Annotated in this window: 22 protein-coding genes; 12 read left to right on the forward strand and 10 right to left on the reverse strand. The window is 43.3% G+C overall.

Annotated features, from left to right (window positions below; genetic code table 11):
- The 4 genes from AM228_RS34035 to AM228_RS07050 form a co-directional block, all read left to right on the forward strand.
- A partial coding sequence (locus AM228_RS34035; protein ID WP_197285239.1) for a WD40 repeat domain-containing protein occupies positions 1-1,080 on the forward strand: 1,080 nt, incomplete at its 5' end.
- Between the two features lie 207 nt (positions 1,081-1,287).
- Positions 1,288-2,646 carry a hypothetical protein gene (locus AM228_RS07045; RefSeq protein ID WP_054465424.1) on the forward strand — a complete coding sequence of 453 codons (1,359 nt, stop codon included), beginning with the start codon at positions 1,288-1,290 and terminating at the stop codon, positions 2,644-2,646.
- Positions 2,647-2,679: 33 nt separating this feature from the next.
- Positions 2,680-2,814 (forward strand): hypothetical protein, encoded by a 135-nt coding sequence (locus AM228_RS36055; protein WP_255353161.1) that lies wholly within the window; start codon positions 2,680-2,682, stop codon positions 2,812-2,814.
- Positions 2,815-2,897: 83 nt separating this feature from the next.
- Positions 2,898-3,689: a pantothenate kinase gene (locus tag AM228_RS07050; protein ID WP_054465425.1), complete on the forward strand. Its 792-nt coding sequence runs from the start codon at positions 2,898-2,900 to the stop codon at positions 3,687-3,689.
- Between the two features lie 130 nt (positions 3,690-3,819).
- Here AM228_RS07050 and AM228_RS07055 read toward each other — a convergent pair whose 3' ends face one another.
- From AM228_RS07055 to bcp, 3 genes are all read right to left on the reverse strand, one after another.
- The gene (locus tag AM228_RS07055; RefSeq protein ID WP_054465426.1) at positions 3,820-4,629 is read right to left on the reverse strand and encodes an alpha/beta fold hydrolase; all 810 of its coding nucleotides are present in this window, start codon (positions 4,627-4,629) and stop codon (positions 3,820-3,822) included.
- A gap of 185 nt (positions 4,630-4,814) precedes the next feature.
- Positions 4,815-5,270 carry an NUDIX hydrolase gene (locus AM228_RS07060; protein WP_054465427.1) on the reverse strand — a complete coding sequence of 152 codons (456 nt, stop codon included), beginning with the start codon at positions 5,268-5,270 and terminating at the stop codon, positions 4,815-4,817.
- A gap of 125 nt (positions 5,271-5,395) precedes the next feature.
- Positions 5,396-5,857 carry a thioredoxin-dependent thiol peroxidase gene (gene bcp / locus AM228_RS07065; protein ID WP_054465428.1) on the reverse strand — a complete coding sequence of 154 codons (462 nt, stop codon included), beginning with the start codon at positions 5,855-5,857 and terminating at the stop codon, positions 5,396-5,398.
- 258 nt (positions 5,858-6,115) lie between these two features.
- On the opposite strand from bcp, the gene AM228_RS07070 reads away from it, so the two are divergent.
- The 3 genes from AM228_RS07070 to AM228_RS07080 all read left to right on the forward strand — a co-directional run bounded on the left by AM228_RS07070 (position 6,116) and on the right by AM228_RS07080 (position 9,812).
- The gene (locus AM228_RS07070; protein ID WP_054465429.1) at positions 6,116-7,276 is read left to right on the forward strand and encodes a DegT/DnrJ/EryC1/StrS aminotransferase family protein; all 1,161 of its coding nucleotides are present in this window, start codon (positions 6,116-6,118) and stop codon (positions 7,274-7,276) included.
- Between the two features lie 255 nt (positions 7,277-7,531).
- Positions 7,532-9,235, forward strand: coding sequence for an AarF/ABC1/UbiB kinase family protein (locus AM228_RS07075; RefSeq protein WP_054465430.1), 1,704 nt, complete (start codon positions 7,532-7,534; stop codon positions 9,233-9,235).
- A 211-nt stretch (positions 9,236-9,446) separates the two neighbouring features.
- Positions 9,447-9,812 carry a hypothetical protein gene (locus AM228_RS07080; RefSeq protein ID WP_054465431.1) on the forward strand — a complete coding sequence of 122 codons (366 nt, stop codon included), beginning with the start codon at positions 9,447-9,449 and terminating at the stop codon, positions 9,810-9,812.
- A 55-nt stretch (positions 9,813-9,867) separates the two neighbouring features.
- Here AM228_RS07080 and AM228_RS07085 read toward each other — a convergent pair whose 3' ends face one another.
- On the reverse strand, positions 9,868-11,271 hold the full coding sequence (locus AM228_RS07085; RefSeq protein ID WP_054465432.1) for an NB-ARC domain-containing protein: 1,404 nt from the start codon (positions 11,269-11,271) through the stop codon (positions 9,868-9,870).
- A gap of 344 nt (positions 11,272-11,615) precedes the next feature.
- On the opposite strand from AM228_RS07085, the gene AM228_RS07090 reads away from it, so the two are divergent.
- The 3 genes from AM228_RS07090 to AM228_RS07100 all read left to right on the forward strand — a co-directional run bounded on the left by AM228_RS07090 (position 11,616) and on the right by AM228_RS07100 (position 13,270).
- Positions 11,616-12,188 (forward strand): hypothetical protein, encoded by a 573-nt coding sequence (locus AM228_RS07090; protein ID WP_054465433.1) that lies wholly within the window; start codon positions 11,616-11,618, stop codon positions 12,186-12,188.
- A gap of 6 nt (positions 12,189-12,194) precedes the next feature.
- Entirely contained in the window at positions 12,195-12,629 is a 435-nt protein-coding gene (locus AM228_RS07095) for a hypothetical protein (RefSeq protein WP_054465434.1), read from the forward strand.
- Between the two features lie 383 nt (positions 12,630-13,012).
- Entirely contained in the window at positions 13,013-13,270 is a 258-nt protein-coding gene (locus tag AM228_RS07100; protein WP_054465435.1) for a hypothetical protein, read from the forward strand.
- Here AM228_RS07100 and AM228_RS07105 read toward each other — a convergent pair.
- From AM228_RS07105 to AM228_RS07115, 3 genes are all read right to left on the reverse strand, one after another.
- Complete coding sequence (locus AM228_RS07105) at positions 13,267-14,568, reverse strand: pentapeptide repeat-containing protein (protein WP_199317259.1); 1,302 nt, start codon at positions 14,566-14,568, stop codon at positions 13,267-13,269. The two genes, AM228_RS07100 and AM228_RS07105, sit on opposite strands and share 4 nt — an antisense overlap.
- Positions 14,569-15,007: 439 nt before the next feature.
- A complete protein-coding gene (locus AM228_RS07110) occupies positions 15,008-15,928 on the reverse strand; it encodes an Npun_R2821/Npun_R2822 family protein (protein WP_054465437.1) in 921 nt (306 codons plus the stop codon).
- Between the two features lie 257 nt (positions 15,929-16,185).
- Positions 16,186-16,371, reverse strand: a complete 186-nt coding sequence (locus AM228_RS07115) for a hypothetical protein (protein WP_054465438.1) — start codon at positions 16,369-16,371, stop codon at positions 16,186-16,188.
- Between the two features lie 861 nt (positions 16,372-17,232).
- Between AM228_RS07115 and AM228_RS07120 the strand changes: the two genes are divergently transcribed.
- Both AM228_RS07120 and AM228_RS07125 read left to right on the forward strand, forming a co-directional pair.
- The gene (locus AM228_RS07120; protein ID WP_054465439.1) at positions 17,233-17,532 is read left to right on the forward strand and encodes a hypothetical protein; all 300 of its coding nucleotides are present in this window, start codon (positions 17,233-17,235) and stop codon (positions 17,530-17,532) included.
- An 81-nt stretch (positions 17,533-17,613) separates the two neighbouring features.
- Complete coding sequence (locus tag AM228_RS07125; protein WP_054465440.1) at positions 17,614-17,976, forward strand: PEP-CTERM sorting domain-containing protein; 363 nt, start codon at positions 17,614-17,616, stop codon at positions 17,974-17,976.
- Between the two features lie 228 nt (positions 17,977-18,204).
- Here AM228_RS07125 and AM228_RS07130 read toward each other — a convergent pair whose 3' ends face one another.
- The 3 genes from AM228_RS07130 to ileS form a co-directional block, all read right to left on the reverse strand.
- Positions 18,205-18,627, reverse strand: a complete 423-nt coding sequence (locus AM228_RS07130; RefSeq protein ID WP_054465441.1) for a type II toxin-antitoxin system VapC family toxin — start codon at positions 18,625-18,627, stop codon at positions 18,205-18,207.
- Complete coding sequence (locus tag AM228_RS07135) at positions 18,624-18,869, reverse strand: hypothetical protein (RefSeq protein WP_054465442.1); 246 nt, start codon at positions 18,867-18,869, stop codon at positions 18,624-18,626. Before AM228_RS07135 ends, AM228_RS07130 begins: the two co-directional genes overlap by 4 nt.
- A gap of 206 nt (positions 18,870-19,075) precedes the next feature.
- Entirely contained in the window at positions 19,076-22,639 is a 3,564-nt protein-coding gene (gene ileS / locus AM228_RS07140) for an isoleucine--tRNA ligase (RefSeq protein ID WP_054465499.1), read from the reverse strand.
- Between the last annotated feature and the right edge of the window lie 216 nt (positions 22,640-22,855).

Below are 22,855 nucleotides of genomic sequence, written 5' to 3' on the forward strand. Positions count from 1 at the left end.
CATACCCTGTCAGGTCATCAAGATTTAGTCAGCCGTGTGGCGTTTTCCCCCGATGGCCAGATGATCGCTTCTGGGAGTGGTGACAAGACTATCAAACTTTGGAGTCGAGAGGGAAAATTGCTGCATACTCTGGCAGATGATCAAGGTGAGGTCAACAGTGTGGCCTTTTCCCCCGATGGCCAGATCATCGCTTCTGGGAGTTATGACCAGACCATCAAACTTTGGAGTCACGAGGGAAAATTACTGCATACTCTGGCAGATGATCAAGGTCGGGTCTTTAGTGTGGCGTTTTCCCCCGATGGCCAGACCATCGCTTCTGGGGGTAATGACGGGACCATCAAACTTTGGAGTCGAAAAGGAAAATTACTGCATACCCTGAAAGGTCATCAACGTTCGGTCTTTAGTGTGGCGTTTTCCCCCGATGGCCAGACTGTCGCTTCTGGGAGTGAAAACGCAACCATCAAACTTTGGAGTCGCGAGGGAGAATTACTGGATATCCTGGAAGGTCATCAAGATTCGGTCAATACTGTGGCGTTTGACCCCGATGGCCAGACCTTGGTTTCTGGGAGTCATGACAAGACCATTAAACTCTGGAGTCGCAAGGGAAAATTACTGCATACCCTGGAAGGTCATCAAGAGTTCGTCAGCAGTGTGGCGTTTGACCCCGATGGCCAGACGATCGCTTCTGGGAGTGGTGACAAGACCATTAAACTCTGGAGTCGCAAGGGAAAATTACTGCATACCCTGCAAGGTCATCAAAGTTGGGTCAGCAGTGTGGAGTTTTCCGCCGATGGCCAGACCATCGCTTCTGGGAGTAATGACAAGACCATCAAACTTTGGAGTCGCGAGGGAAAATTACTGCATACCCTGGTAGGTCATCAAGGTTTGGTCCATAGTGTAGCCTTTTCCCCCGATGGCCAGACTCTTGCTTCTGGGAGTCGTAACGGGAAAGTTATTTTATGGAATTTGGATTTAGATGATTTGTTGGTGCATGGGTGCGATTGGGCTAGGGATTATTTGACCTATAGTGCGGAGGTGAGTGAGAGTGACCGGGGTTTGTGTGATGGGGTGGGAAGATAGGGGAGTGTGGGTTTTTTCTTTGTGTCCTCTGTGTCTCTGTGGTTTTATTTTCACCACAAAGGCACAAAGGACACAAAGAGTTAGCGAAGCGTAACGCACCAATACGCGATATGCGGTGGTTTTATTTTCACCACAAAGGCACAAAGGACAAAAAGAGGTTATAGTATCTAGCGAATAAAAAGGTTTAAACCAAGGAAAAAATAAATTATGTCACTAAAGCCACAACAATTTTACAATGCGACGAATCCCGCTAAAACCCTGGATATTTCTAAGCAGGAAGATAAAAGTTATTATGTTGATTTTTCGGCGGTGCGCGGGGGAGAATTGATTGCGGAGTTAAAAGATAAGATTACTTGGAGTGAGGATTTTACTTGTCATTTGTTTACGGGACATATTGGTTGTGGCAAGTCAACAGAGTTATATCGCCTGAAAAGTGAGTTAGAAGCGGAAAATTATCATGTAATCTATTTTGAAGCTACCGATGATTTGGATATGGGTAATGTGGAGGTGAGTGATATTTTGTTGGCGATCGCTCGTCGGACTGCCCAAGAGTTAGAAACCTTGATGAAACAAGCAGAAAGCGGCTGGCAAGGAGTGATGCAAAAGGCCAAAAATCTGCTATTTACCGAAATTAAGCTGGATGTGAAGACTGGGGAAATTCCCGGTGTGGGGAAATTTGAGTTAGGGGTTGATTTTGATAATAATGTCAATGTAGGTTTATCCACGATTATCGGCGAAATTAAAGCCCAATCTCGCAAAAATGCCAATTTACAAGACCGCTTAAGAAATTACCTGGAACCCAAAACCGATGGATTTCTTGATGTTTTAAATAACGGGCTATTTATTCCTATTAATGACACCTTAAAAGCTAATGGCAAAAATGGTTTAGTGATTATAATCGATGGCTTGGATAAGTTAATTAATACAGAAAAAAGTCCAGGGAAAACCCTGCCCGCTTATTTGTTTGGCGATCGCGGCGATCAACTCAGTCGTCTTGCTTGTCATGTGGTTTATACCATGCCTTTGGCCTTGTGTTATTCTGATGAATATACGGTCATCCGACAAAAGTTTAAAAACGACCCCATTATTTTACCGATGATTCGGGTAAAAAACCGGGATGGTGAGGTGGATCAAACCGGAATAAATTTACTTTATCTTATGGTATTATCCCGCGCATTTTCCCAATTAAGTGAAGCGGAAAAACTCACGAAAATTGGGGAAATTTTTGATGGAGAAGAGCCGTTAAAGCAACTTTGTGAAGTCAGCGGCGGTCATGTGCGAAATTTACTGATTATTTTAAATAGTTGGATTATTAAAGAGAAAAAGTTTCCTTTATCCTCTGCCGGTTTAGAGGCAGTGGTGGTGAATCAAGTTGCTGGGCAAACGGCTCAACTTACCCCGGATGAATGGGAGTTATTAAATCGCGTCCACCAGACGAAAGATTCATCGGGCGATCGAGATTTTTCTAAGTTAATTAGAACTTTGTTAGTGTATGAATATCGGGATGAAAAAGGCGCTTGGTATGAGGTGAATCCGATTTTGTTCAGAACGGAGAAAATTCAATAATACCAAAATATCAAATATTTTGATTACAGCAATATGGGCGAAGCATTCCGGCAGGTAGGGGCGAAGCATTCCGGCAGTCAATTTAATATTTTAATCAGTAGGGGCGAATGGCCATTCGCCCATACACTGCAATGCTTCGCCCCTACGATAGAACCGGATTTGGTATAAAAATCCTATAACCAAATTTCCCAACCACCAACAAAAGAATCCCTACCCAACAACAACCAACAACCAACAACCAACAACCAACCATGAACCCCCCAACCACGGCAAATCATCATTTTTGGTTAGCTTTAATGATTGGCAGTTCTCACTTGCATTGGGCTGAGTTCCAGGGGAAAGAATTACTCACCGCTTGGGATACGCCGCATCTTAACCCAGAAATAGTTCAGGAGTTAATTAAAGGCGGTTTTGCCGATGATTTATGGCCGGAAATTTTGCCGGTTCCCCCCTTATCCAGGGGGGCGTCGCTGTGGATCGCTTCAGTGGTGCCAGAACAGACGCAACTTTGGCAAAGATATGCCCAGGCAAAAGCGATCGCTTTGGATGATTTACCGTTAAAAGGACTATATCCAACTTTGGGGATTGACCGGGCTTTAGCTGCGTTGGGGGCTGGGGAAAAATTTGGCTTTCCGGTGTTGGTGGTGGACGCGGGAACTGCTATGACATTTACCGGGGTGAATAGCGATCGCCAGTTAGTTGGCGGGGCAATTTTACCGGGGTTTCGGTTACAGCTAAAATCCTTATGGACGGGAACCGCGAGTTTACCAGATGTGGCAATTCCCCAGGAACTCCCCGATCGCTGGGCGTTAAATACCCCGTCTAGTATTCAAAGTGGCGTGATTTATAGCATTGTGGCGGGAGTGCGCGATTTTATCGCCGCTTGGTGGCAAGATTATCCCCAAAGTCAAATCGTGGTGACGGGAGGCGGTGGGCCCGGTTTGCTGGCTTATCTGCGATCGCGTGATTCGGCGATCGCGGATCGCGCCATTTTTGACCCGCATTTAGTCTTTTGGGGGATGGAAATGATTGTTAATGGTTGATTGTTAATGGTTGATTGTTGATGGTTGATTGTTGATTGTTGATGGTTGATGGTTATTCGTTATTCGTTGCCTGAGTCAAAGAACAAACAACAAACAACCAACAACCAACAACCAACAACCAACAACAATTCTATGCTGGCAAAAACTGCTGAATTGCCTCAGCGACGCGATCGGGCAAAGTTTCCGCCAGAGATCCATCGGCTTCGGGGATGATTTTGAGTTCTGCTTGAGGACAAAGACTGGCATAAGCGCGAGATATTTCCAGGGTCTGCGGTTTGTCGCGATCGCCACATAAAACCAAAACCGGGGTTTTCAGAGAATTCAACCGATCTTGTAAAAATTCCGCCTCAATTTCCGCCCGACGACGTTGAAATATTAGCTTGGTGGTGGGGTCTGTAGCTTGATTCAGGGCTAATTTTTGCAGCCACCGTTGTAGGGGCAAGTCCCAAGGCAATTGGTTGACTAACTTAGAAAGCGATCGCCACAACCAAGAGGCGATCGCCTTTCTCTGTTGTTGCCAATATTGCTGCTGCCAATTTTTCTGCCAATCGTCAGTCAATACCCCTTCTGGGGACAACAAGACCAAACCACTTACCCGTTCTAGATGCTTCAGGGCATAACTTGCCGCCACCCAAGCCCCCAGAGAATGACCGACGAGATATATTTTGGAGAGATTCAAGCTATCGAGATACTCTTCGAGAGATTCCACATGGAGGGTGATCGAATAGTGAATATCTATCGCTTCCGACTCCCCAAACCCCCATAAATCTGGTGCAAAGCATTGGGATTGACGGCTTAACTGTTGCATCACTGGCAACCATTGGCTGCTGTCTTTCCCGGAACCATGCAAAAATACTATCGGGGATCCTTGGCCAACTTCTCGCCAAAATAATAGCCCCTGAGACAACTTAATTCGAGAATTACGAACTGGTAGCGGCATTGACACTCGATAGATAAAATAAATGATTTCGCGCCAAATCAATCATAGTGGGTTAAAGTGGACAGAGCAATGGGATTGTAATAATTAGAAATCAATTCTACAGAGTCCGTGTTCTCATCCCTACCAAATAAAGGAACTCACTCCTGTAACCCGCTTGTTAATCAAGCAAGTGAATCAAGCAAATTTTAAGTCAAGCTAGTTTTCCCATTGATATAATCTTGCAAAATGCGATCGAAATCGTGAGACAGTTCACCGAAAGGTAACTCATTCACAGGGAATGCTTTGACTTCGGTAATCTCAATCTGATCATCAATGTTAAACTCACCTTGAACCTCGGCAGCCACAATCACACAAATTGAATGAAATCTGGGGTCGCGGTCTACTTCTGAATAAACCCCAACTAAGCGATTAATTTTAACTAACTCTAAACCCGTTTCTTCTAATAATTCTCTTTTAACGGTATCGGGAATATTTTCCCCCCAGTCAACCATGCCGCCAGGACAAGCCCACTGGCCATTATCTCGCCGTTTTACTAAAACAATTTGCCCATCGGCTAACACGGGAATTACACAAGTTCCGGTGATGGGATGGCGCAATAATAGTTTAATCGTTGATTTAGCAAATCGCAATAAATTTTTCATATCTTAACTTTATAAACTAATTATCAACTAAAAAATAGGGAGATTCTGGAGCAAGGGAAACCCTCTAGCGAAGGCAGGCACCTCTGCACCTCTGCCCCTCTGCCCCTCTGCACCCCTACAAACATTTAAGCAATGAGTTCTTGCAAAATTTCTACCCCATGAGTTTCGGGTTTAACTTTACGATAAATTTTTTCGATTTTACCATCAGGGGCGATCGCAAATGTATGACGATATACGCCCATATATTCTTTGCCCATAAATTTTTTTAATCCATAACTCCCATACAGGGTTGCCACCGTTCCGTCCGGATCGCAAAGCAAAGGAAATGGTAATTGATGCTTCCTGATAAACTTTTGGTGTGATTTTCCATCATCGGTACTCACCCCTAGGATTACTATATTATGAGATTGGTAATCTGGGTATGCATCTCGAAAACTGCAAGCTTCTTTGGTGCATCCTGGGGTGTTATCCCGTGGATAGAAATATAAAATCACCCGACTGCCGCGAAAATCCGATAGAGAAACCGAGTTGCCATTGGCATCGGCTAAAGTAAAGTCAGGGGCAATATCTCCAATTTGTAAAGTCATTTCTCCATTTTGAATAGCGATCGCCCATTATATCGATATATCGATCGATTTTGCCACTTTTCACTTGCCACTTGCCATTTACCACTTATCCCTTATCCCTTTTCCCTCGTACATATCAGAGAGAACCTCACAAAGTAAATTTTGAACTTGACAAAAGTCGAACTTAGTGCATAACCGCGATCGCCAGAATTTTGTCCTCGCCAGATTCCCTTTTTTCAGAAAATCTGTTTTTATAGGTAAAAATTCTGGTGAAGTGATGTGAACACAATTCCTCCTCTTGACCTATCGCGGCAATATCAAACCATTGCCGCAGAGATAGAATCCGCTGTATTACAGGTGATGGCATCGGGTCGCTATATTGGCGGTCAGACGGTGCAAGATTTTGAGCAGCAGTTTGCCCAATATATTGGCACCGCTGAATGTGTCTCCTGTGCCAATGGCACCGATGCCCTTTATTTGGCGTTGCGGGCTTTAGATATCGGCCTTGGAGATGAGGTGATTACCAGTCCGTTCACGTTTATGGCCACCGCTGAAACCATTAGTTTGGTTGGGGCAACCCCAGTTTTTGTAGATATCGAGGCTGAGACATTTAATTTAGATGCGTCAAAAGTCCCCAGCGCCATTACGGAGAAAACGCGGGCGATCGTTCCGGTGCATTTGTTTGGTCAGCCGGTGGATATGACCCAGTTGATGGCGATCGCCTCAACTCATGGTTTAGCGGTAATCGAAGATGTCGCCCAAGCCGCAGGGAGCGAATGGGCGGGACAAAAAACTGGTAGCATTGGCCATCTTGGGTGTTTTAGTTTTTTCCCCACCAAAAATTTAGGGGCTTTTGGGGATGGGGGCGCCGTCACCACCAACGATCCAACTCTGGCGGCGAAAATGCGCGTCCTTAAAGATCATGGGGCAACTCAACGGTATTATCACGAAAAAATTGGCATCAATAGTCGTTTGGATGCCTTGCAAGCGGCAATACTACAAATTAAACTGCCCTATTTAGATTCCTGGAACGATCGCCGTCGTGCCGTGGCTGCGGATTATCATCAGCGATTGGCTGATTTGCCTGGGGTAATTCTGCCTCAAGAAACTCCCGGTAGTCGGGCGGTTTGGAATCAATACACGATTCGGGTCAAAAGTCAAGAATTAACGGAAAACAATCCAGCAGAAAATCAGCGCGATTCCCTGCGCCAAGAACTGCAAAACCAAGGCATTAGCTCAACGGTCTATTATCCATTCCCTTTGCATTTGCAGCCGGTTTATCAGCACTTGGGCTATCAAATGGGTCAGTTGCCCTGGGTGGAGAAGATATGTCAAGAGGTTTTATCCCTGCCCATGTTTCCTGAACTCTCCCTAGGAGAAATCGAGTCAGTGGTAAATGGATTAAAGAATTCTTTATCCCGATCCCAAGCCCGATCCTAACCATGACGGAAACTATTCCTTGACAAGAGTGAAACTTACTGAATTTTGTCGAAATATATACTTTTGTGTAGTATAATTAAGAAAAGCATAAACACTGATATAAATTTGGGCGGGCTAAAAAAATCTCTTAATCAATGCCATATAGCATTTTTGTGAGGCGTTTTTCGGGGATTGGCTGCACCAAAAGCCTGAAAATACATAGACCGCCGCCTGTGTCCAAAAGTTAACATTCTGATCATTGAGGCCAATAAAAGCGTGAGTCAGCATCAACTCGCTCTGTTAAAACAGTACGATCCCCAAGCGATCGCCGACTACTACCGCTACCGTCCTTGGGAAGCCTTATGGCGTTCTTTGCGGATTATTTTTTCTTTTCTGGGATGGCTTCTGGCAATCCTCTTAGACCAATGGACGGGTCAAGTTGAGAAAAGCAAATTAAAACGAGCCAGTAAACTGAGGGAAATCCTCACAAAACTTGGCCCGACATTTATCAAAGTCGGTCAAGCTTTATCGACTCGACCAGACTTAATTCGGAAAGACTTTTTAGAAGAATTAGTCAAGTTACAAGACCAGTTGCCACCCTTTGACAATGCGATCGCCTTCAGAATCATTGAAAAACAACTAGACCGCACCGTCGAAGAAATCTATCAAGAAATTTCCCCGCAACCCGTAGCCGCAGCGAGTCTAGGGCAAGTTTACAAAGCCCGGTTACGGGATAACGGCGATATGGTGGCGGTGAAAGTACAGCGCCCTAATTTAAAACCCATTCTCACCTTGGACTTATATTTAATGCGCTTAGGGGCGAAATGGTTAGCTCCGTGGTTGCCATTAAATTTAGGCCATGACTTAACCCTAATTGTGGATGAATTCGGCATCAAACTGTTTGAAGAAGTTGATTATGCCAATGAAGCTCGCAATGCGGAAAAATTTGCCCTGAATTTCCAAAATAATCCCCAAGTTAAAGTTCCCAAAATTTACTGGCGTTACAGTAGCGATAATGTTTTAACCCTGGAGTGGATTAACGGTTATAAACTCACCGGCACTCAACATTTAGAAGAAGCCGGAATTAATACCAATGCGATCGTGGAAATTGGTGTCACCACTGGTTTGCAACAGTTATTAGAATTTGGCTTTTTCCATGCTGACCCCCATCCGGGAAATCTCTTTGCCACCACCGATGGTCAAATGGCCTATATTGATTTCGGCATGATGGATCAGCTAGATGAAACCACCAAAGAAACTCTAGTAGATGCGGTGGTACATCTAATCAATAAAGACTATACGGACTTAGCCAAAGATTTTGTCAAGTTAGGCTTTCTAACTCCCGATATTGATATTACGCCGATTATCCCCGCTCTGGAAGATGTGCTCGGAGATATTATGGGCAAAAGTGTCCGGGATTTTAACTTTAAAACCGTGACCGATCGCTTCTCGGAATTGATGTTTGAATATCCTTTCCGGGTTCCTGCCAAATTTGCCTTAATTATTCGTTCTGTCGTCACCCAAGAAGGATTAGCCCTCAGCGTCGATCCGAATTTTAAAATCGTCGATATCGGCTATCCTTATATAGCCCGACGACTGCTGAAAGGTGAGTCACCCCAGTTACGCCGAAGACTGCTGGAAGTGCTATTTAAAGATGGCAAATTCCAGTGGCAGCGTCTGGAAAATATGATTACCATCGCTCGTTCTGATGGCAACTTTGACATTTTGCCCACTGCGGGACTGGGTTTGCAATACCTCATGTCTGAAGAGGGCGAATTTCTCCGCCGTCAGCTATTGTTGGCTTTGATTGAAGATGACCGACTGCATACGGAAGAAGTTAAACGGATTTGGGAGTTGGTTAAAGATGATATCAAACCCAATCAACTGTTTAATGCCGCGATGGATGCGTTGGCGAATTTTTCCCGACAAAGCGCGGCGGCATTTATGCCCGCTGTGGCGGCTTTGACTACGGAAAAATAATTTTGTTGATTGTTGGTGGTTGATTGTTGGTGGTTGATTGTTGGTGGTTGATTGTTGGTGGTTGATTGTTGGTGGTTGTTAGTTAGCGAGATGTCTGTCAAATAACAAACAAAAATCAACAATGAACAATCAACAATCAACAATCAACAGTTAACATTAGAATCAAATCTGATTCTGTTTTGATCCTGTAAATAAAGGAGTAACTTTCCCGGTGTATTTAGACCCCCCCTATTTTTTAGTATTTGCCAGTTTGTTTGCTGGAGTGACATCAGGTCTTGCATTTAAAGCGACGTTGGAACTGATGGTACGCAACTGGTCGCGCGATCGCAGCATTAACCTAATCGAAGAAGTGAATAAGTTAGAACTACAATTGCCTTTTTTTGGCATCTCGATCGGCATATGTGTTTTTCTTGCTTCTGGTCTACAAATCTTTACCTTTCCTGTAGATATCTCTTATGCTTTTTCCATTCCCATGACCCTGGCCACCAGTGGCTTGGTTTGGTGGCAGTTAGGTAAACTATTAGGACAGTTAATGCGGGGCGGTTCCCAGGCGATCGATTTAGACGCCTTATTCTAAATTATTCATAAATTAAAGCAACCCGGTTTCTTGAAGAAACCGGGTTTTTTTCTCTCTAGTCTCTCCGGCTTTTGACATAAGCTTTCACTACTGGCTGCATAGAAAAAACGGTTTCTTTGGCTTCATCCCGTTTTTCAATTAAGCAACGACGGCTTAAAGATTGCATGGCTTTTAATAAATCCGAGGGAGATAATTTGGTTGACTTTTGCAATTGAGCCAGGGAAACCGGCGTCGTTGCATTCGCTAAAGCGGCGATCGCCACTTTTTCCACATCCGATAAGCGCTGAAACATGGGATCTAAAACGGCAATTAAATCCTCGCTTAAAAATAGCGTATCGTAGGTTAAAAATTCCCCAACTCTACCGCCAAATAAATCATTGATGGTGGCGGCAATTAATTTCAGCCATAAAGGGTGGTCCCCGTAAAGAGCGATCGCCTCGTCCCATTTGTCCTCATCTTTTAAACCTTTTTCTCGGAAAATTTCCCTTGCGGCCTGTCCCAAGCCATTCAATTGCAGCGATCGCACTGGGGCAGTTTCTCCCTCTAATTTAGTCACGGATCTAGGTTTTTCCCAGCCCAGCAGCAGCAAGCAACTGTTATGGGATAATTCGGCGATTTGCTCAAAAAATAAGCCATAATTTTCCCAGCCCGGTTGATACTCAGCGGCTAATTCTTTGTTACTGAAAATCATCTGCACATCATCGAGTATCACCAAACAGCGATCGGAGCGAAAATAATCAAGCAAGGTGGCTGAATTATTCTTCAATTCTTCTGTAAATGCAGGATTATTTGTATTATTATTTGTATTTAGAAATTGAATGATATTAGCTTGCAATTGTGCCAGGGTGGGAGCCGTATTCAAGCTGCGCCAGATAATATAATCAAACTTATCTTGAATCTGTGCTACAAGCTGAACAGCGAGAGCAGTTTTGCCAATACCACTCAATCCGAATATGGCAATTAGTCGGCTGCGATCTGTTAAAAACCACTGGTTGAGGGTGGCCAGTTCCGGTGTGCGATTGTAGAATCTAAATATTTCCGGAGCGTCCCTTAAATCAATTTGAGTTTGTCTGGGACTTGGTTGAGAGTTTTGGGGTGATTTAGAGGGTGATGGCACTTTGGAATTATGTATTTTTTCCCCGCATATATTAATATTGCCAAATTGATTGCCAATTTGAACAAAATCACTTGAAATATTTGAGATGTGGAATCTCTCGGCTATAGCCCGAAAATTAAGTTTATGAATATCTTCTCCCAACACCTCTGATAACATATGCCATAATTTCGCCGCTTTCTTCTTAACGTGAATTTCGCTGCATTTGTAGTTTTCAGCTATTTCTGGATATTTTTGTCCCTGCCAAGTTCCTTGCAGGATAGTTGCTTGCAGAGAATCCAGGTGTTCCCCAGTCTTGGCGAATATTTGCTCATCTGTCCATTTTAAGACTTCCTGAAAGTCCATAGATTTTTTTTGGGAGTGCTGGTGAGGGTAGGACGATCATACTGTAACATACTTTGTCATACCTATGTCACTAAATTATACTTTTTATTTTTATTAAATTTGATCGCAATTTATACTTAATTATACTTTAATATACTGAAAATATTATAGTTTTCCGCTAAAATCGTCTGGACAACATCATTGGGTAAGAAAAACAACCTTGTTATATAGCGGTTTTAATTTTTATGAGTGATTCGAGATACAAAAACCCGGTTTCTCTGAAAACCGGGTTTTTTGGTTGCCAATCATCCTAAACAAAACCGCTGGATATTCTTAGCCGATCGATTAGTTAAATTCATCTTGCCATGACGATAGTCAAAAATTTAAATCCAGATCCGCATGGTGGAGGATACACATTTGTCAGCGTGCTGCTGCAACTGCGGCAAAAAATCCCTAAACCTCACAACACACCTGAATTGAAGGCCATAATCTCAAAAGGTTTAAGAATTGCCCAAGAGACTGATGAGGAATACCAAAAACATGGCACTTTTCTCAGATTAAGAGTCTATCTAATTTACCAAATAACTTTTGAATTATGGTCATATCAGCATCAAATGCTGCTCAAAAATATTGACCGAGTAAGGGATCCGAAATTAGAAGATTATGACCTGGTAAATTCTCATCAAGAATTGGCAATTAATATATTTGATACTTTGGCGAATATAGCTAATATCGAAAACCCCGGTTCAATCAGAAATGATTTCTTGGCGGGATGGGCAGCAACCATTCAGCAATTAGGCAATATGTTTGGGTATCTGCCAAAACCTATGTCAGATTGGAATATTCAAACCATATCTGGCAACCGACTCTATGCGATCATAGCTACTTTTTGTTTTGTTGTCGCCTTGTTGATTGCGACTTTAATACTCATGGGTTGAAATTAAATGAGAGACAAAGAAATAATCCCAATCTTAATTACTGGATTTGCGATCGGCATGATTTGGGACGGAGTGACAACATTTTTGGGAGTAGTTTCGATAGTGGCTGGCCCAGAATTTACTCTGTCTCTGAATATGAATGCTAACAGCTTTGGCGTCTACGGCATTGCTTTTGTGGGAGCCGTTATTGTGTTCTGTTTCAATTTAATCACGATAAATGTTTGGGAAGAAGCCAGCGAAGGACGCTGGATTTTAGCAGCACCTTGGCTATTGTGTATAGTTTTTGACTTTTTCACATCTCTGGCAGGAAATTATCGATTTATCCTTCCCGGTAGACAAAGTGAAATTGCTGTTATAGGAGTGATCTGGTTTATTACTCTACTGACTACTATCAGTCCGATGAGCGTTCGCTATTTAGTTAAGGAATATAGCGAATATTGAATTAGCCGATTAGCCAGGGAGACGAATTTATCTGATATTTTCCCGGACAATGGGCTGGGGAGTTCTAACTTAATTACCCTCTAGGAAAGAAACCGGGTTTCAAAGATAACTTTTGTATGCCAACAATATTTGTCAATAGACCCGGTTTCTGATTTCCTGCAAAGAGTCAAAAAACCGGGTTTTTGATCGGGTTTCAAGAGACAAGGTGGCGGCGGTTCTCCCTTAAATTCATTCTAAGTAATATCAATAAATAGGAGTTAAAGTCATGCAAGGCATTACAATTACTGACCAAACTACTGATGGTTTCCTAGGGGTGAACCTGATAGATATTCTCCAGGCGATCGCCCCCTTTTAACCAGCAAGTAGCAAATCAGCCACCTAGAATGTCTGGGAAAAACAGCGGAAAAAATCAAATTGCCGATGCTCAAGAATTGATATCCGGGGAATTGATATCCGGGGAATTATTATTACAATTAGCAGCAGACATTACTCAAGTAATTGACGGAAAATTTGCCGGCTACCGCATCAATGAAATTCAGCCCTGGTTAATCATCACCGCCGTAGATAGCAGTGCCTACGATGTTGAAACCGTAGATGAAAAAATTCTGAGTCAAGTTCGGCAGCAATTTCAACAAGTTTAGGAAAATGTGGTACTCAAATCTACATCGTCAAGGTTAGCTCCCTCCAAATTCGCCCATTGTAAATTCGCCTTAGTCAAATCGGCCTTTCTCAAATCCGCTTTGCTCAAATTAGCTCCTCTGAGATCCGCTCTAGTCAAATCCACCCCTCTGAGATCCGCTTCACTTAAATTTACCTGATTTAAACTAGCACCTGTTAAATCCGCTTCTCGCAAATCGGCCAATCGTAAATTTGCGCCTCGGAGGTCAACTCTTGTCAAATCAACCCATCGTAAATCTGCTTGACTCAAATCTACCTGACTTAAATTTGCCCCAATCAAATCAGCCCATCTGAGATCGGCATTTTTCAGATTCGCATTTTCTAGAGAAGCTTTTCTTAAATTCGCTTTAGTGAGGTCAGCATCTAACAGCAAAATCTTATTTAAATTTGCATTATTTAAATTAGCTCCCCGTAAATCTGCCCCACTCAAATCTACCCCAGCTAAGTTGACTTCTAACAAAGAAACATTAGGGGCAATTTTATAAGCACCGAACAATGCCAGATCGATCCCATCAGACACTTGTGTTTTAATATCATAGACCGCCTTTTGCAGGTTAATTCCTTTCAGATTCGCCTCTCGCAAATCGGCGCCACTCAAGTTAGCTCGGAATAGATTCACGGCTTCCAGATTGCAGGCAATTAATTTAGCGTTCCTTAAGTTGGCACCCCGTAAATCCGATCGCTTCAGGTTCACTTCACTAAGATCCACTCCACTCAGGTTCACTTGTGGCAACGAGATATTAGAAGTAATCCAGTAAGCACCGGCTTTTTGGGCGTCGAAGCCTTCAATAAAACGAGTTCTCAGATCGTAAACTGCCCGTTGCAAAATCGTGCCTCGGAGATCCGCCTCACTTAAGTCAGCCCCACTCAGATTAGCTCCACTGAGGTTCGCCCCACTCAGATTGGCACTAATTAAGGTCGCCGATCGCAAATTCACCCCTCGGAGATCCGCATCACTCAGGTCTGCACCCAAAAGCTTTGCGCCCCGCAAATTTGCCTCAGTTAATTTACTATCACTTAAGTTAGCAATATTCAGGTTACATTCAGTCAAAATCGCCCCACTCAAGTTAGCACCCGTCAGGTTTGCGCCAATCATATCGGCATAGCTGATGCAGGCTTCACTTAAGTCAGCGCCACTGAGATCGGCATCCCTAAGATATGCACCTCTGAGATACGCTCCTCGGAGGTCTTCTTTTTTTAGGTCTGCCACTTCAATGTGGAGGGGTTTTAATTCGTTGCCAATTGGGTCTTTGCTGGTCAAAATGCAACTACAAAAAATTTCTAGCTATACTTTCTGGCTGGCCGATCGATTCTAGCAATGGATGCTCCGCTAATCGTCATTTGTCCATTTTCCCTGAAGGTGAAATTGATTGATGACACATATGATAGCATTTTTGCCCTCTGATGGTGAATCATTTAACCATCGATGATGGGTTTTACCTTTGATTTCAGCAGAGGATTGCCGAAACAAATTGGCTGATTTATTTTTATAGATCGGCTTTTTTGGGTTATGATTTTCTAAGAATCACCATCCGGTTTAATTAAGGAATAATAGATGAATATAGATGAATTTGAATGGCAGTTTTTTTTCCAAATTAAACCAGAAATAGAAACGTATTTAAACGTATTTATAAGATTTGCACTCGCCAGAAATAACGAAAATCATAGATTTGGTTTAATTATCAAATATATGACTGCTACTACATTTTTTGTAAAAAAAATTTCAGCATTTTTTTTATGTTACTACCCAGATTTTTTGATTCAACGATTTGGGGGCTTGTTTCCGGTTTTGGCTCGTTGAGATATCGGTAATGTTCCCAAATATCCCAGTAGGGACAACCTGGTTCAATTCTAATCCCCGCCCAGTGGAGGTACTGCAAAGGTTGACCAATTTTTCCATCAATCAGTTGATTTCCTTGGCGTTGGAAATGGCGACTGCCCGCCCAACTTCCGGGGGCACCACCAGGACGCCGCACAAGATTAAACCGCCGTTTGACTAGCTTTAAAATCATATAATTAATAATCGGTTGATCGGATGTTTTTTGGGAAAAATCAAAATATTCTGGATGGGCAGCACATTCTCGAAAAGTTTCGGATAAATCTTGTTCGGTGATTAAGCATTTTTTTGCCGCCCACCAGCCACAATTAAACAAATCTTGTAAATCGGTTTGGGCGAACACCTGATTTTCAATCACCGCTGGAGTAAATACATTGGTGATGCCGCCTAAATGTTGATAGTCACAACAGAGAAAGTCACAGTCGGATAAGTAATTTAAACAGTCAATGATTTTCTCAAACACTACAATATCGGTATCCAGGTATAAAAATTCATCAAAGGGTCCAAACCAACAGGCTTGTTTTCTAAATTGATTCGGTCGAGCAAAGAAATTTTCGCCAAAAATTTGTTGTAAGTTTTTGGATAGGCGATCGATAAAAGCTAAATCTGGGTAAATTTGCACCCCATAGTCTTTTTCCAGCCGTGCGGCTACGGTTTGATACTTATCATCGTAAGGAATCAAAATAATTGGCGTTTCACTATCGTAAGCTCGGATACTATTCAGTAAGGCGATCGCCTGATCCATTACCCGGTCATTTGCCGTAATATAAATGCCACGAGTCATTGAGCAATCCTCATTTAATCATTGGTGGGTGGTGGAAACCATCGGTGGACAGTTTTATTGTAGGGTATATTTTAGGCTACTGTGTCTAGGGGATGGGGGTTACGCTCATTTTATATAAAGAAATTTTTACTTTTAAGTGTTCAGTAAGGTTTTAGCGAATAATGATTCAATCTTTCCCCAGAATACCCCAGAATAATGTTAGATAAACTAACCAAATCTGCTTTGATTTTAGTTAACCCTAGTTAACCCTTGGGCAATTAAAATTCAGCGGTTCGGGCAGCAATAAGCGCGATCGCTGTTCGTGGGATATTCCGATCATAGACCAACCCTGGGAAAGTAATTATAGGGGCGATCGCATTTTCTCTGATAAATTTGGTCTGATAAATTTTCTCTGATAAATTTTGTCCGATAAATTTGGTCTGATAAATTGCGATCGATGCCATAATATCTCACCTGAGATTCAGGGTCAAGATTAATTGTACATTCAACTGGATAAGTTTTGTCCCAATAATAGGCGGTATCATGGTCATCCCAAAACTCTCCGATCTCTTAATAAGAAATAGCATTGAAAATAGAGGCTTCGGCATTGGTCATTTTCCTCGCAGATAATATTAAGGCATTGCCATCTTCCTTATAGATGAAGAAAACAATCAAGTATCGTCCACTGTCTGTTTGACCATAAGCGGCATAGACGTTTTCATTCTGACGGTTTCCTTTTTCATGCTTATCGTATAAGTGAAAACCGCAGTAAAACTTCTATTACCTCGTATTCTTGGACATTGTGCTTGCGATCGAGTTTCTCAACTATTTTATCCAGGAAGATTAAATCAAAGATTTCCAAATAAATTTGAACTCCTGTCTCCTGTCTTGATGCTTGTCATCCCCGATCTATTATAACCCACTTATGAGAATCGTCTCAAGCTGACTCGTCTGCACGATCGCCTCTGAAAGATATTCTAGATGCTGCTACATCCGCTGCCAGATCCGCTATCCACTGCAATATATTGATTGGTGAGCGCTCACTTACCTAAAACTATCAGCAACTTTCTTGCAACTCCGATGCAGCAAAGCATTATTCGACCTCAAAATAAATTTGATATTTTATTTAACAATTCGCAAACAATCTTTATAAATTCAAATATTTTTTTACATTTATTTGATTCGTTTTTGTGGTAATCGTTTCAGGGTTTTTCCCAAAAGTTTAGAATCGAAATCATCTTAAAAAATGACTGAAATCACACTGAGGAAAGTTTAACAGAGCTAGATTGAGTATAAATACTGAAGACTCAATTCAAGGTGCAATTATGAACTTGAAACTTTCTACCCTGGCAGCTATTGTTTCCGCTGGAATTGCGATGGGAGTCTCCCTGCCAGCCAAAGCCGCAACGTTTGTCTTTTCCGATTCGGTGTTTAACGATCAAGATTGGACGGTAATTTCTCGTTCTTCTGGAACAGGTGGCAGTGTATCTGTTAACCACATTGGTGGAACCTCCTCTGGATATCGGCAGATTAATCAGACTGTTAATCGAGGAAGTTCCAGTCAGAATGGTTCAATTTCTAGCACACATTTGTGGGTTGGAGCCACATACAATCCTCAAACTTAAGGAGCAATTGAGTCAATTGACTATTTAGAGTTTGCGTTTACTAACCGGGGATCTCAAGGTCAGGGATCTGGACTTATTTTAGTGCAAGACGGCAATACTTATTTAGCAGCTTATCATTATATTCCGGAACGGAACTGGACACAGAAATCATATACTGGTTTAGAAGCATCAGATTTTAGCTTGGCTTTTGCTGACGGTAATGTCAATAATCTTCATCCAGATTTTACAAAAAATGGATCGGAAATCACCTGGGGTTTCTTCCGCGCCAACAGTAGCTGTCGCAATTGTTCAGGCTATACTGTTGTAGGCGGTATTGATGATTGGAGCGTGACGGTACATACAGCCGATCCAGTCCCCGAACCCTCTTCAATTTTAGGCGCTATAGCTGGTGGTACATTTGGCATCCGCTTTTTTAGAAAAAAACGCTCTCTCCTTAACAATTAAGACTAATAGACCTCTTGCAAAATAAATATTTCGCTCCCCCGAACCCCCCTTAAAACCGCCATCGGCTTTTAGGAATTTTGCACTCTTGTCTAATACATATTACTATCGGGCTTGCCTCTTAGACTGAGAAGAAAGGTGAGAAACCCGGTTTCTATGCGTTAACAATTCAGTGAGTAAAATTCACCCGCTAAGGCCGCCACACACCGATATTTTGTCTACTTGTGATAATTATCGCTCGTTAGGAATCACTAAAGGGATGATTTCATTTTTATTTTTCCGATAGATTCTAAAGTCACTATCAAGGGTCAAGACAAGGCTATTCGGATAAATCTCTGCCATACGCACTAAACAGGCATCTGCTAGAGACATCGGAACAGACTGGTAACGTTGCATTAATTGATGAACCATCGAAAATTCATCGATGAGTCTAAACGGAATTTTTAGCTTTTGGCTGTTAATCAAGTTTAGAATGGTTGTTTCTGCACCATAAATTTTTCTTAACAAAAAGCAGGTTTCAGTTATCACAGGTTCGCAGGTTATGATTGGTGAAGAAATATTGTTGAGTTGATTTTTGACCCAACTATGGTATTGTTCGCTACGGTTTAAAAGAGCAACCAGAAACCCTGTGTCAATAATTACTGTTGGTTTCATTCTGTGCCGAATCCTTCTAAGTATTTTTTATTGGTGGCCAAATCGCCGGGTCCCCCTTCTAGGCATCCGATAAATTCATGGGCATCTTCTAAAAAGGATCTGCTTTCTGGGGATACATCTGTGTTTTCGGTCTTGGTTTCTGGATAACGTTTTTTGAGAAGTTGAATGAAGTCAATGAGTAAGTCTTGCGCTTCTGGTGGCAGAGTTTGAATGTCGTTTTGAATTTCTTCTATGCTCATCATAGTTGTTATCTCCTAAAAAGATTAAGAAACCGGGTTTCTGTGAGAATTGTTGCTGCAAATTTCCAGATTTTGCCAAGAAACCCGGTTTCTGTCCCCGTGTCGCCCAACCAACCAAGAAACCGGGTTTCTATGAACAGGTTGGTGGGGTGACAGAGATTTTGCCAAGAAACCCGGTTTCTGTCCCCGCGTGATGAAAGATTCAGCGGTTAAAATTCACCCGCTAGGGCAGCCACACACCGATCGCAGATAGTGGGATCTTCCGATGACTGACCAACAGTGGGGGAATAATTCCAACAGCGATCGCACTTTTCACCGTCGGCATTCACCACAGCGATCGCCAAATTATCAGCAATCATCTTATACTCCAATTGCTCGAAATTAGCGGCAGAATCCACTAATTCCACTTGGGAAGCAATCAACAGATAACGCAATTCATCCACCCCATTACCCAAAGGAATAAAGGTTGGCGAATTCTTCGTTTCTTCAACTGGGGTGGGTGGATTTAACATCGCTTCTTGGATGGGAAACTCATCGCGAACTTCCAACTTTTGACTGCCACGATTTGCCCGTTGTAGCAGTTTTTCCTTGAGTAAAGAAGGAATTTCTGGGGTATTTTCTGTGGCCGGTTCTGGGGCTATTTCTAAGGCAGAATCGCTGATTTCTAATCCCGGTTCTGGGGCAATTTCCTTGACGGATGGTTTGCCCAGAATTTCTTCTGTCCAGTAGCGAATAAACTCAGATAATTCTTTCCGAGTAGCCGCTTTAAGTAAATAACGATAGCCAAACCAGATTAAATAACCCAAACCGACAGATTTAAAGAATCCTTCCGCCAGGAAAATTTCATTCAGGGTATTGATTACCGCGATAGTGATATAAAGTGCTAAAGAGGCGATCGCCAATAGCATCACCATCACCAATACTCGTTGATATTCCGTGAAGAATTTACCCGCATAATCGGGATAATCTGATAACACTTCCAAGATAGTTTTCCAGATTTTCTCTGGATTTAATGACGCTTTGGAAAATTCCGAATTTAACGGAGTGGGTTCTGCCGCATCCGTTGCCGCATCCGTTGCCGCATCCGTTGCCGCATCCGTTGCCGCATCCATTGCCGCATCCATTGCCGCATCCGTTGCCGCATCCGTTGCCGCATCCGTTGCCGGATTCATTTTGGCCAAATTTTCCCGCAATTCGGTATCAGAAACATAAAGTAAAACTTTAGCTTCCAAAGAAGAACCGATCGCCTTATTTTTCCGGGCTTCTTCCATCACTTGATTGACTTCACCGCGAACCTTCCGCAGCTTTTGCCAAAGTTCCGACATTTCTGGATGTTTCCACTCATCTTCTACCTGTACCCAACCGGCTTGGAATACCGACTTATAAGGGGTAGAATAAGGCAGATTTTGCCAGATATCTTCTGCCATGTGGCACAAAACAGGGGCGATCGCTTTAGCCAAATTTTCCAGGGCGATCGCCAACACCGTTTGGCAACTACGACGACGATAACTATCTGTCGCACTAATATATAGTCGGTCTTTGGCAATATCTAAATAAAAATTAGATAAATCTACCACGCAGAAATTCTGCACCGTTTGGAAAAAGCGGAAAAACTGATAAGTTTCAAAAGCATCTGTCACCTCCGCAAACACTTCCGTCATGCGGTGCAACATATACCGATCTAACTCTGGTAAATCATCATAAGCGATCGCATCTTTTGCCGGATCGAAATCATGGAGATTACCGATTAAAAAGCGGGCAGTATTGCGGATTTTGCGATAAATATCCGCCATTTGCTTGAGGATATTTTTCCCCAAAGGCACATCAGAAGAATAGTCTACGGACGACACCCACAAACGCAACACATCAGCCCCATAAGCGGGTTCTTCTTTTTGGTTTTTGCCCCCATTAATCACGATCGCCGGGTCAACCACATTCCCGATGGATTTACTCATTTTGCGGCCTTGTTCATCCAGCACAAAACCGTGAGTCAACACCTGTTTATAGGGCGCAACCCCATTATTTGCCACACTGGTCAACAAACTGGACTGGAACCAACCGCGATGCTGGTCAGACCCTTCCAAATACATATCCACGGGATAAACTAAACCCGGGCGTTGTTTCGCCACTGCTGCCCAGGATGAACCGGAATCAAACCAGACATCCATCGTATCCGTGCCCTTGCGGTATTTTTTGCCATTATTGCGATAAGATTCCGGCAGCAGGGCTTCCGTTGCCATCAGCCACCAAGCATCCGACCCTTTTTGGGCAATCACCGCTTGCACATAGGCGATCGTCTCTTCATTTAATAGCGGTTCGCCAGTTTCTTCCTCATAAAATACCGGAATCGGCACCCCCCAAGCCCGTTGGCGAGAAATACACCAGTCAGACCGTTCCGAAACCATTGCGGTAATCCGGTTTTCCCCTTGGGCGGGAATCCACTTCACCTCACGAATAGCTTTTAACGCCTCTTCCCGGAAACCTTCCACCGAAGCAAACCATTGTTCTGTAGCCCGGAAAATCGTGGGTTTTTTCGTGCGCCAATCATAAGGATACTTGTGAACGTAGGGTTCCTCTTTCAGCAACGAACCGGCTACTTTCAGGGCTGCAATTACCGCCTCATTGCCTTTGTCCAGCACATTTAACCCAGCAAATTGTCCCGCTTCCTCGGTAAAATTGCCATCTCCATCAACCGGGGCAAAAATATCTAAGCCATAACGCAAACCCACGGCGTAGTCTTCCAAACCGTGACCGGGGGCAGTATGCACTAAACCAGTCCCCGACTCCGTGGTCACATAATCCCCACCGATCACTACAGGACTTTCCCGGTCATATAAAGGATGACGATAAGTGCAATGTTCTAAGGCTTGACCCTTGATGGTGGAAATCACCGTCAGTTGGGTGGATAAAGTCGCACAGAGGCGATCGACCAACTCTGCCGCCACAATCCAATACTTGCCTTCGGGAGTTTCCACCAGGGCATAATTCAAATCCGGGTTAACACTGACCGCCAAATTCCCCGGAATTGTCCAAGGGGTCGTAGTCCAAATGGCCACCGAGAGATTAGGTAAATACTGCTGCCAATCTTCCGGCACTGTTGGCGCTAACTTCGTCACCGGAAAAGCCGCATAAATACTCCGAGAAGTATGGCCTTCGGGATATTCTAACTCCGCTTCTGCCAAAGCCGTTTGGGAACTAGGGCTCCAGTGAACGGGTTTCCGTCCGCGATAAATATAGCCCTTGAGCACCATTTGGCCAAAAACGCCAATTTGCGCCGCCTCATATTCCGGCAGCAAACTCAAATAGGGATTTTCCCAATCGCCCCAAACCCCATAGCGTTGGAAATCCTTACTCTGTTGTTTCACCGTAGTCAAAGCAAACTTCTTGGCTTTTTGCCGCAACTTCAACGGAGTGAGTTCTTCCCGTTCCTCTGGCTTCATAGCTTGGAGGACTTTTAACTCAATCGGCAAACCGTGGCAGTCCCAACCCGCCACATAGCGGACTTTCCGCCCTTGCAATAGTTGGTAGCGGTTAATAATATCTTTAAGAATCTTGTTTAAAGCATGACCAATATGTAGATTGCCGTTCGCGTAGGGCGGGCCATCGTGCAAAATAAACGGTGGCCCTGGATTATTTTGGGACAGTTGTTCATATATCTGATTATCTGCCCAAAATTTCTGGATTTCTGGCTCTCGGACTACGGCATTTGCCCTCATGTCAAACTTGGTCTGAGGCAAGTTGACGGTATCTTTATAAGTTTTAGCTTCTGTCACCGTTAGCTGGCTCCCGAATTCTCCTGGAAGATTGCTCGATCCATTATAAGTCCCAGCGCCAAGAAACCGGGTTTCTGCGACAATTTTTGCCATAATACCGAGATTTGGGCAAGAAACCCGGTTTCTCAACCCCACGAGAGGACCCCAGGACCCAAGAAACCGGGTTTCTGCGACAATTTTTTTTTGCCACCAAAAATAAACTTAAATTAAGAAACC

This window comes from Planktothricoides sp. SR001 (genome assembly GCF_001276715.1).
Classification (GTDB): Bacteria; Cyanobacteriota; Cyanobacteriia; order Cyanobacteriales; family Laspinemataceae; genus Planktothricoides; species Planktothricoides raciborskii.

Bases quoted from the DNA above. Each gene is read 5' to 3' on its own strand.
- AM228_RS07045 (WP_054465424.1), top strand. From the start codon at position 1,288: ATGTCACTAAAGCCACAACAATTTTACAATGCGACGAATCCCGCTAAA.
- AM228_RS36055 (WP_255353161.1), top strand. From the start codon at position 2,680: ATGGGCGAAGCATTCCGGCAGGTAGGGGCGAAGCATTCCGGCAGTCAA.
- AM228_RS07050 (WP_054465425.1), top strand. From the start codon at position 2,898: ATGAACCCCCCAACCACGGCAAATCATCATTTTTGGTTAGCTTTAATG.
- AM228_RS07055 (WP_054465426.1), bottom strand. From the start codon at position 4,629: ATGCCGCTACCAGTTCGTAATTCTCGAATTAAGTTGTCTCAGGGGCTA.
- AM228_RS07060 (WP_054465427.1), bottom strand. From the start codon at position 5,270: ATGAAAAATTTATTGCGATTTGCTAAATCAACGATTAAACTATTATTG.
- bcp (WP_054465428.1), bottom strand. From the start codon at position 5,857: ATGACTTTACAAATTGGAGATATTGCCCCTGACTTTACTTTAGCCGAT.
- AM228_RS07085 (WP_054465432.1), bottom strand. From the start codon at position 11,271: ATGGACTTTCAGGAAGTCTTAAAATGGACAGATGAGCAAATATTCGCC.
- AM228_RS07090 (WP_054465433.1), top strand. From the start codon at position 11,616: ATGACGATAGTCAAAAATTTAAATCCAGATCCGCATGGTGGAGGATAC.
- AM228_RS07095 (WP_054465434.1), top strand. From the start codon at position 12,195: ATGAGAGACAAAGAAATAATCCCAATCTTAATTACTGGATTTGCGATC.
- AM228_RS07100 (WP_054465435.1), top strand. From the start codon at position 13,013: ATGTCTGGGAAAAACAGCGGAAAAAATCAAATTGCCGATGCTCAAGAA.
- AM228_RS07110 (WP_054465437.1), bottom strand. From the start codon at position 15,928: ATGACTCGTGGCATTTATATTACGGCAAATGACCGGGTAATGGATCAG.
- AM228_RS07115 (WP_054465438.1), bottom strand. From the start codon at position 16,371: ATGGCATCGATCGCAATTTATCAGACCAAATTTATCGGACAAAATTTA.
- AM228_RS07120 (WP_054465439.1), top strand. From the start codon at position 17,233: ATGAACTTGAAACTTTCTACCCTGGCAGCTATTGTTTCCGCTGGAATT.
- AM228_RS07130 (WP_054465441.1), bottom strand. From the start codon at position 18,627: ATGAAACCAACAGTAATTATTGACACAGGGTTTCTGGTTGCTCTTTTA.
- AM228_RS07135 (WP_054465442.1), bottom strand. From the start codon at position 18,869: ATGATGAGCATAGAAGAAATTCAAAACGACATTCAAACTCTGCCACCA.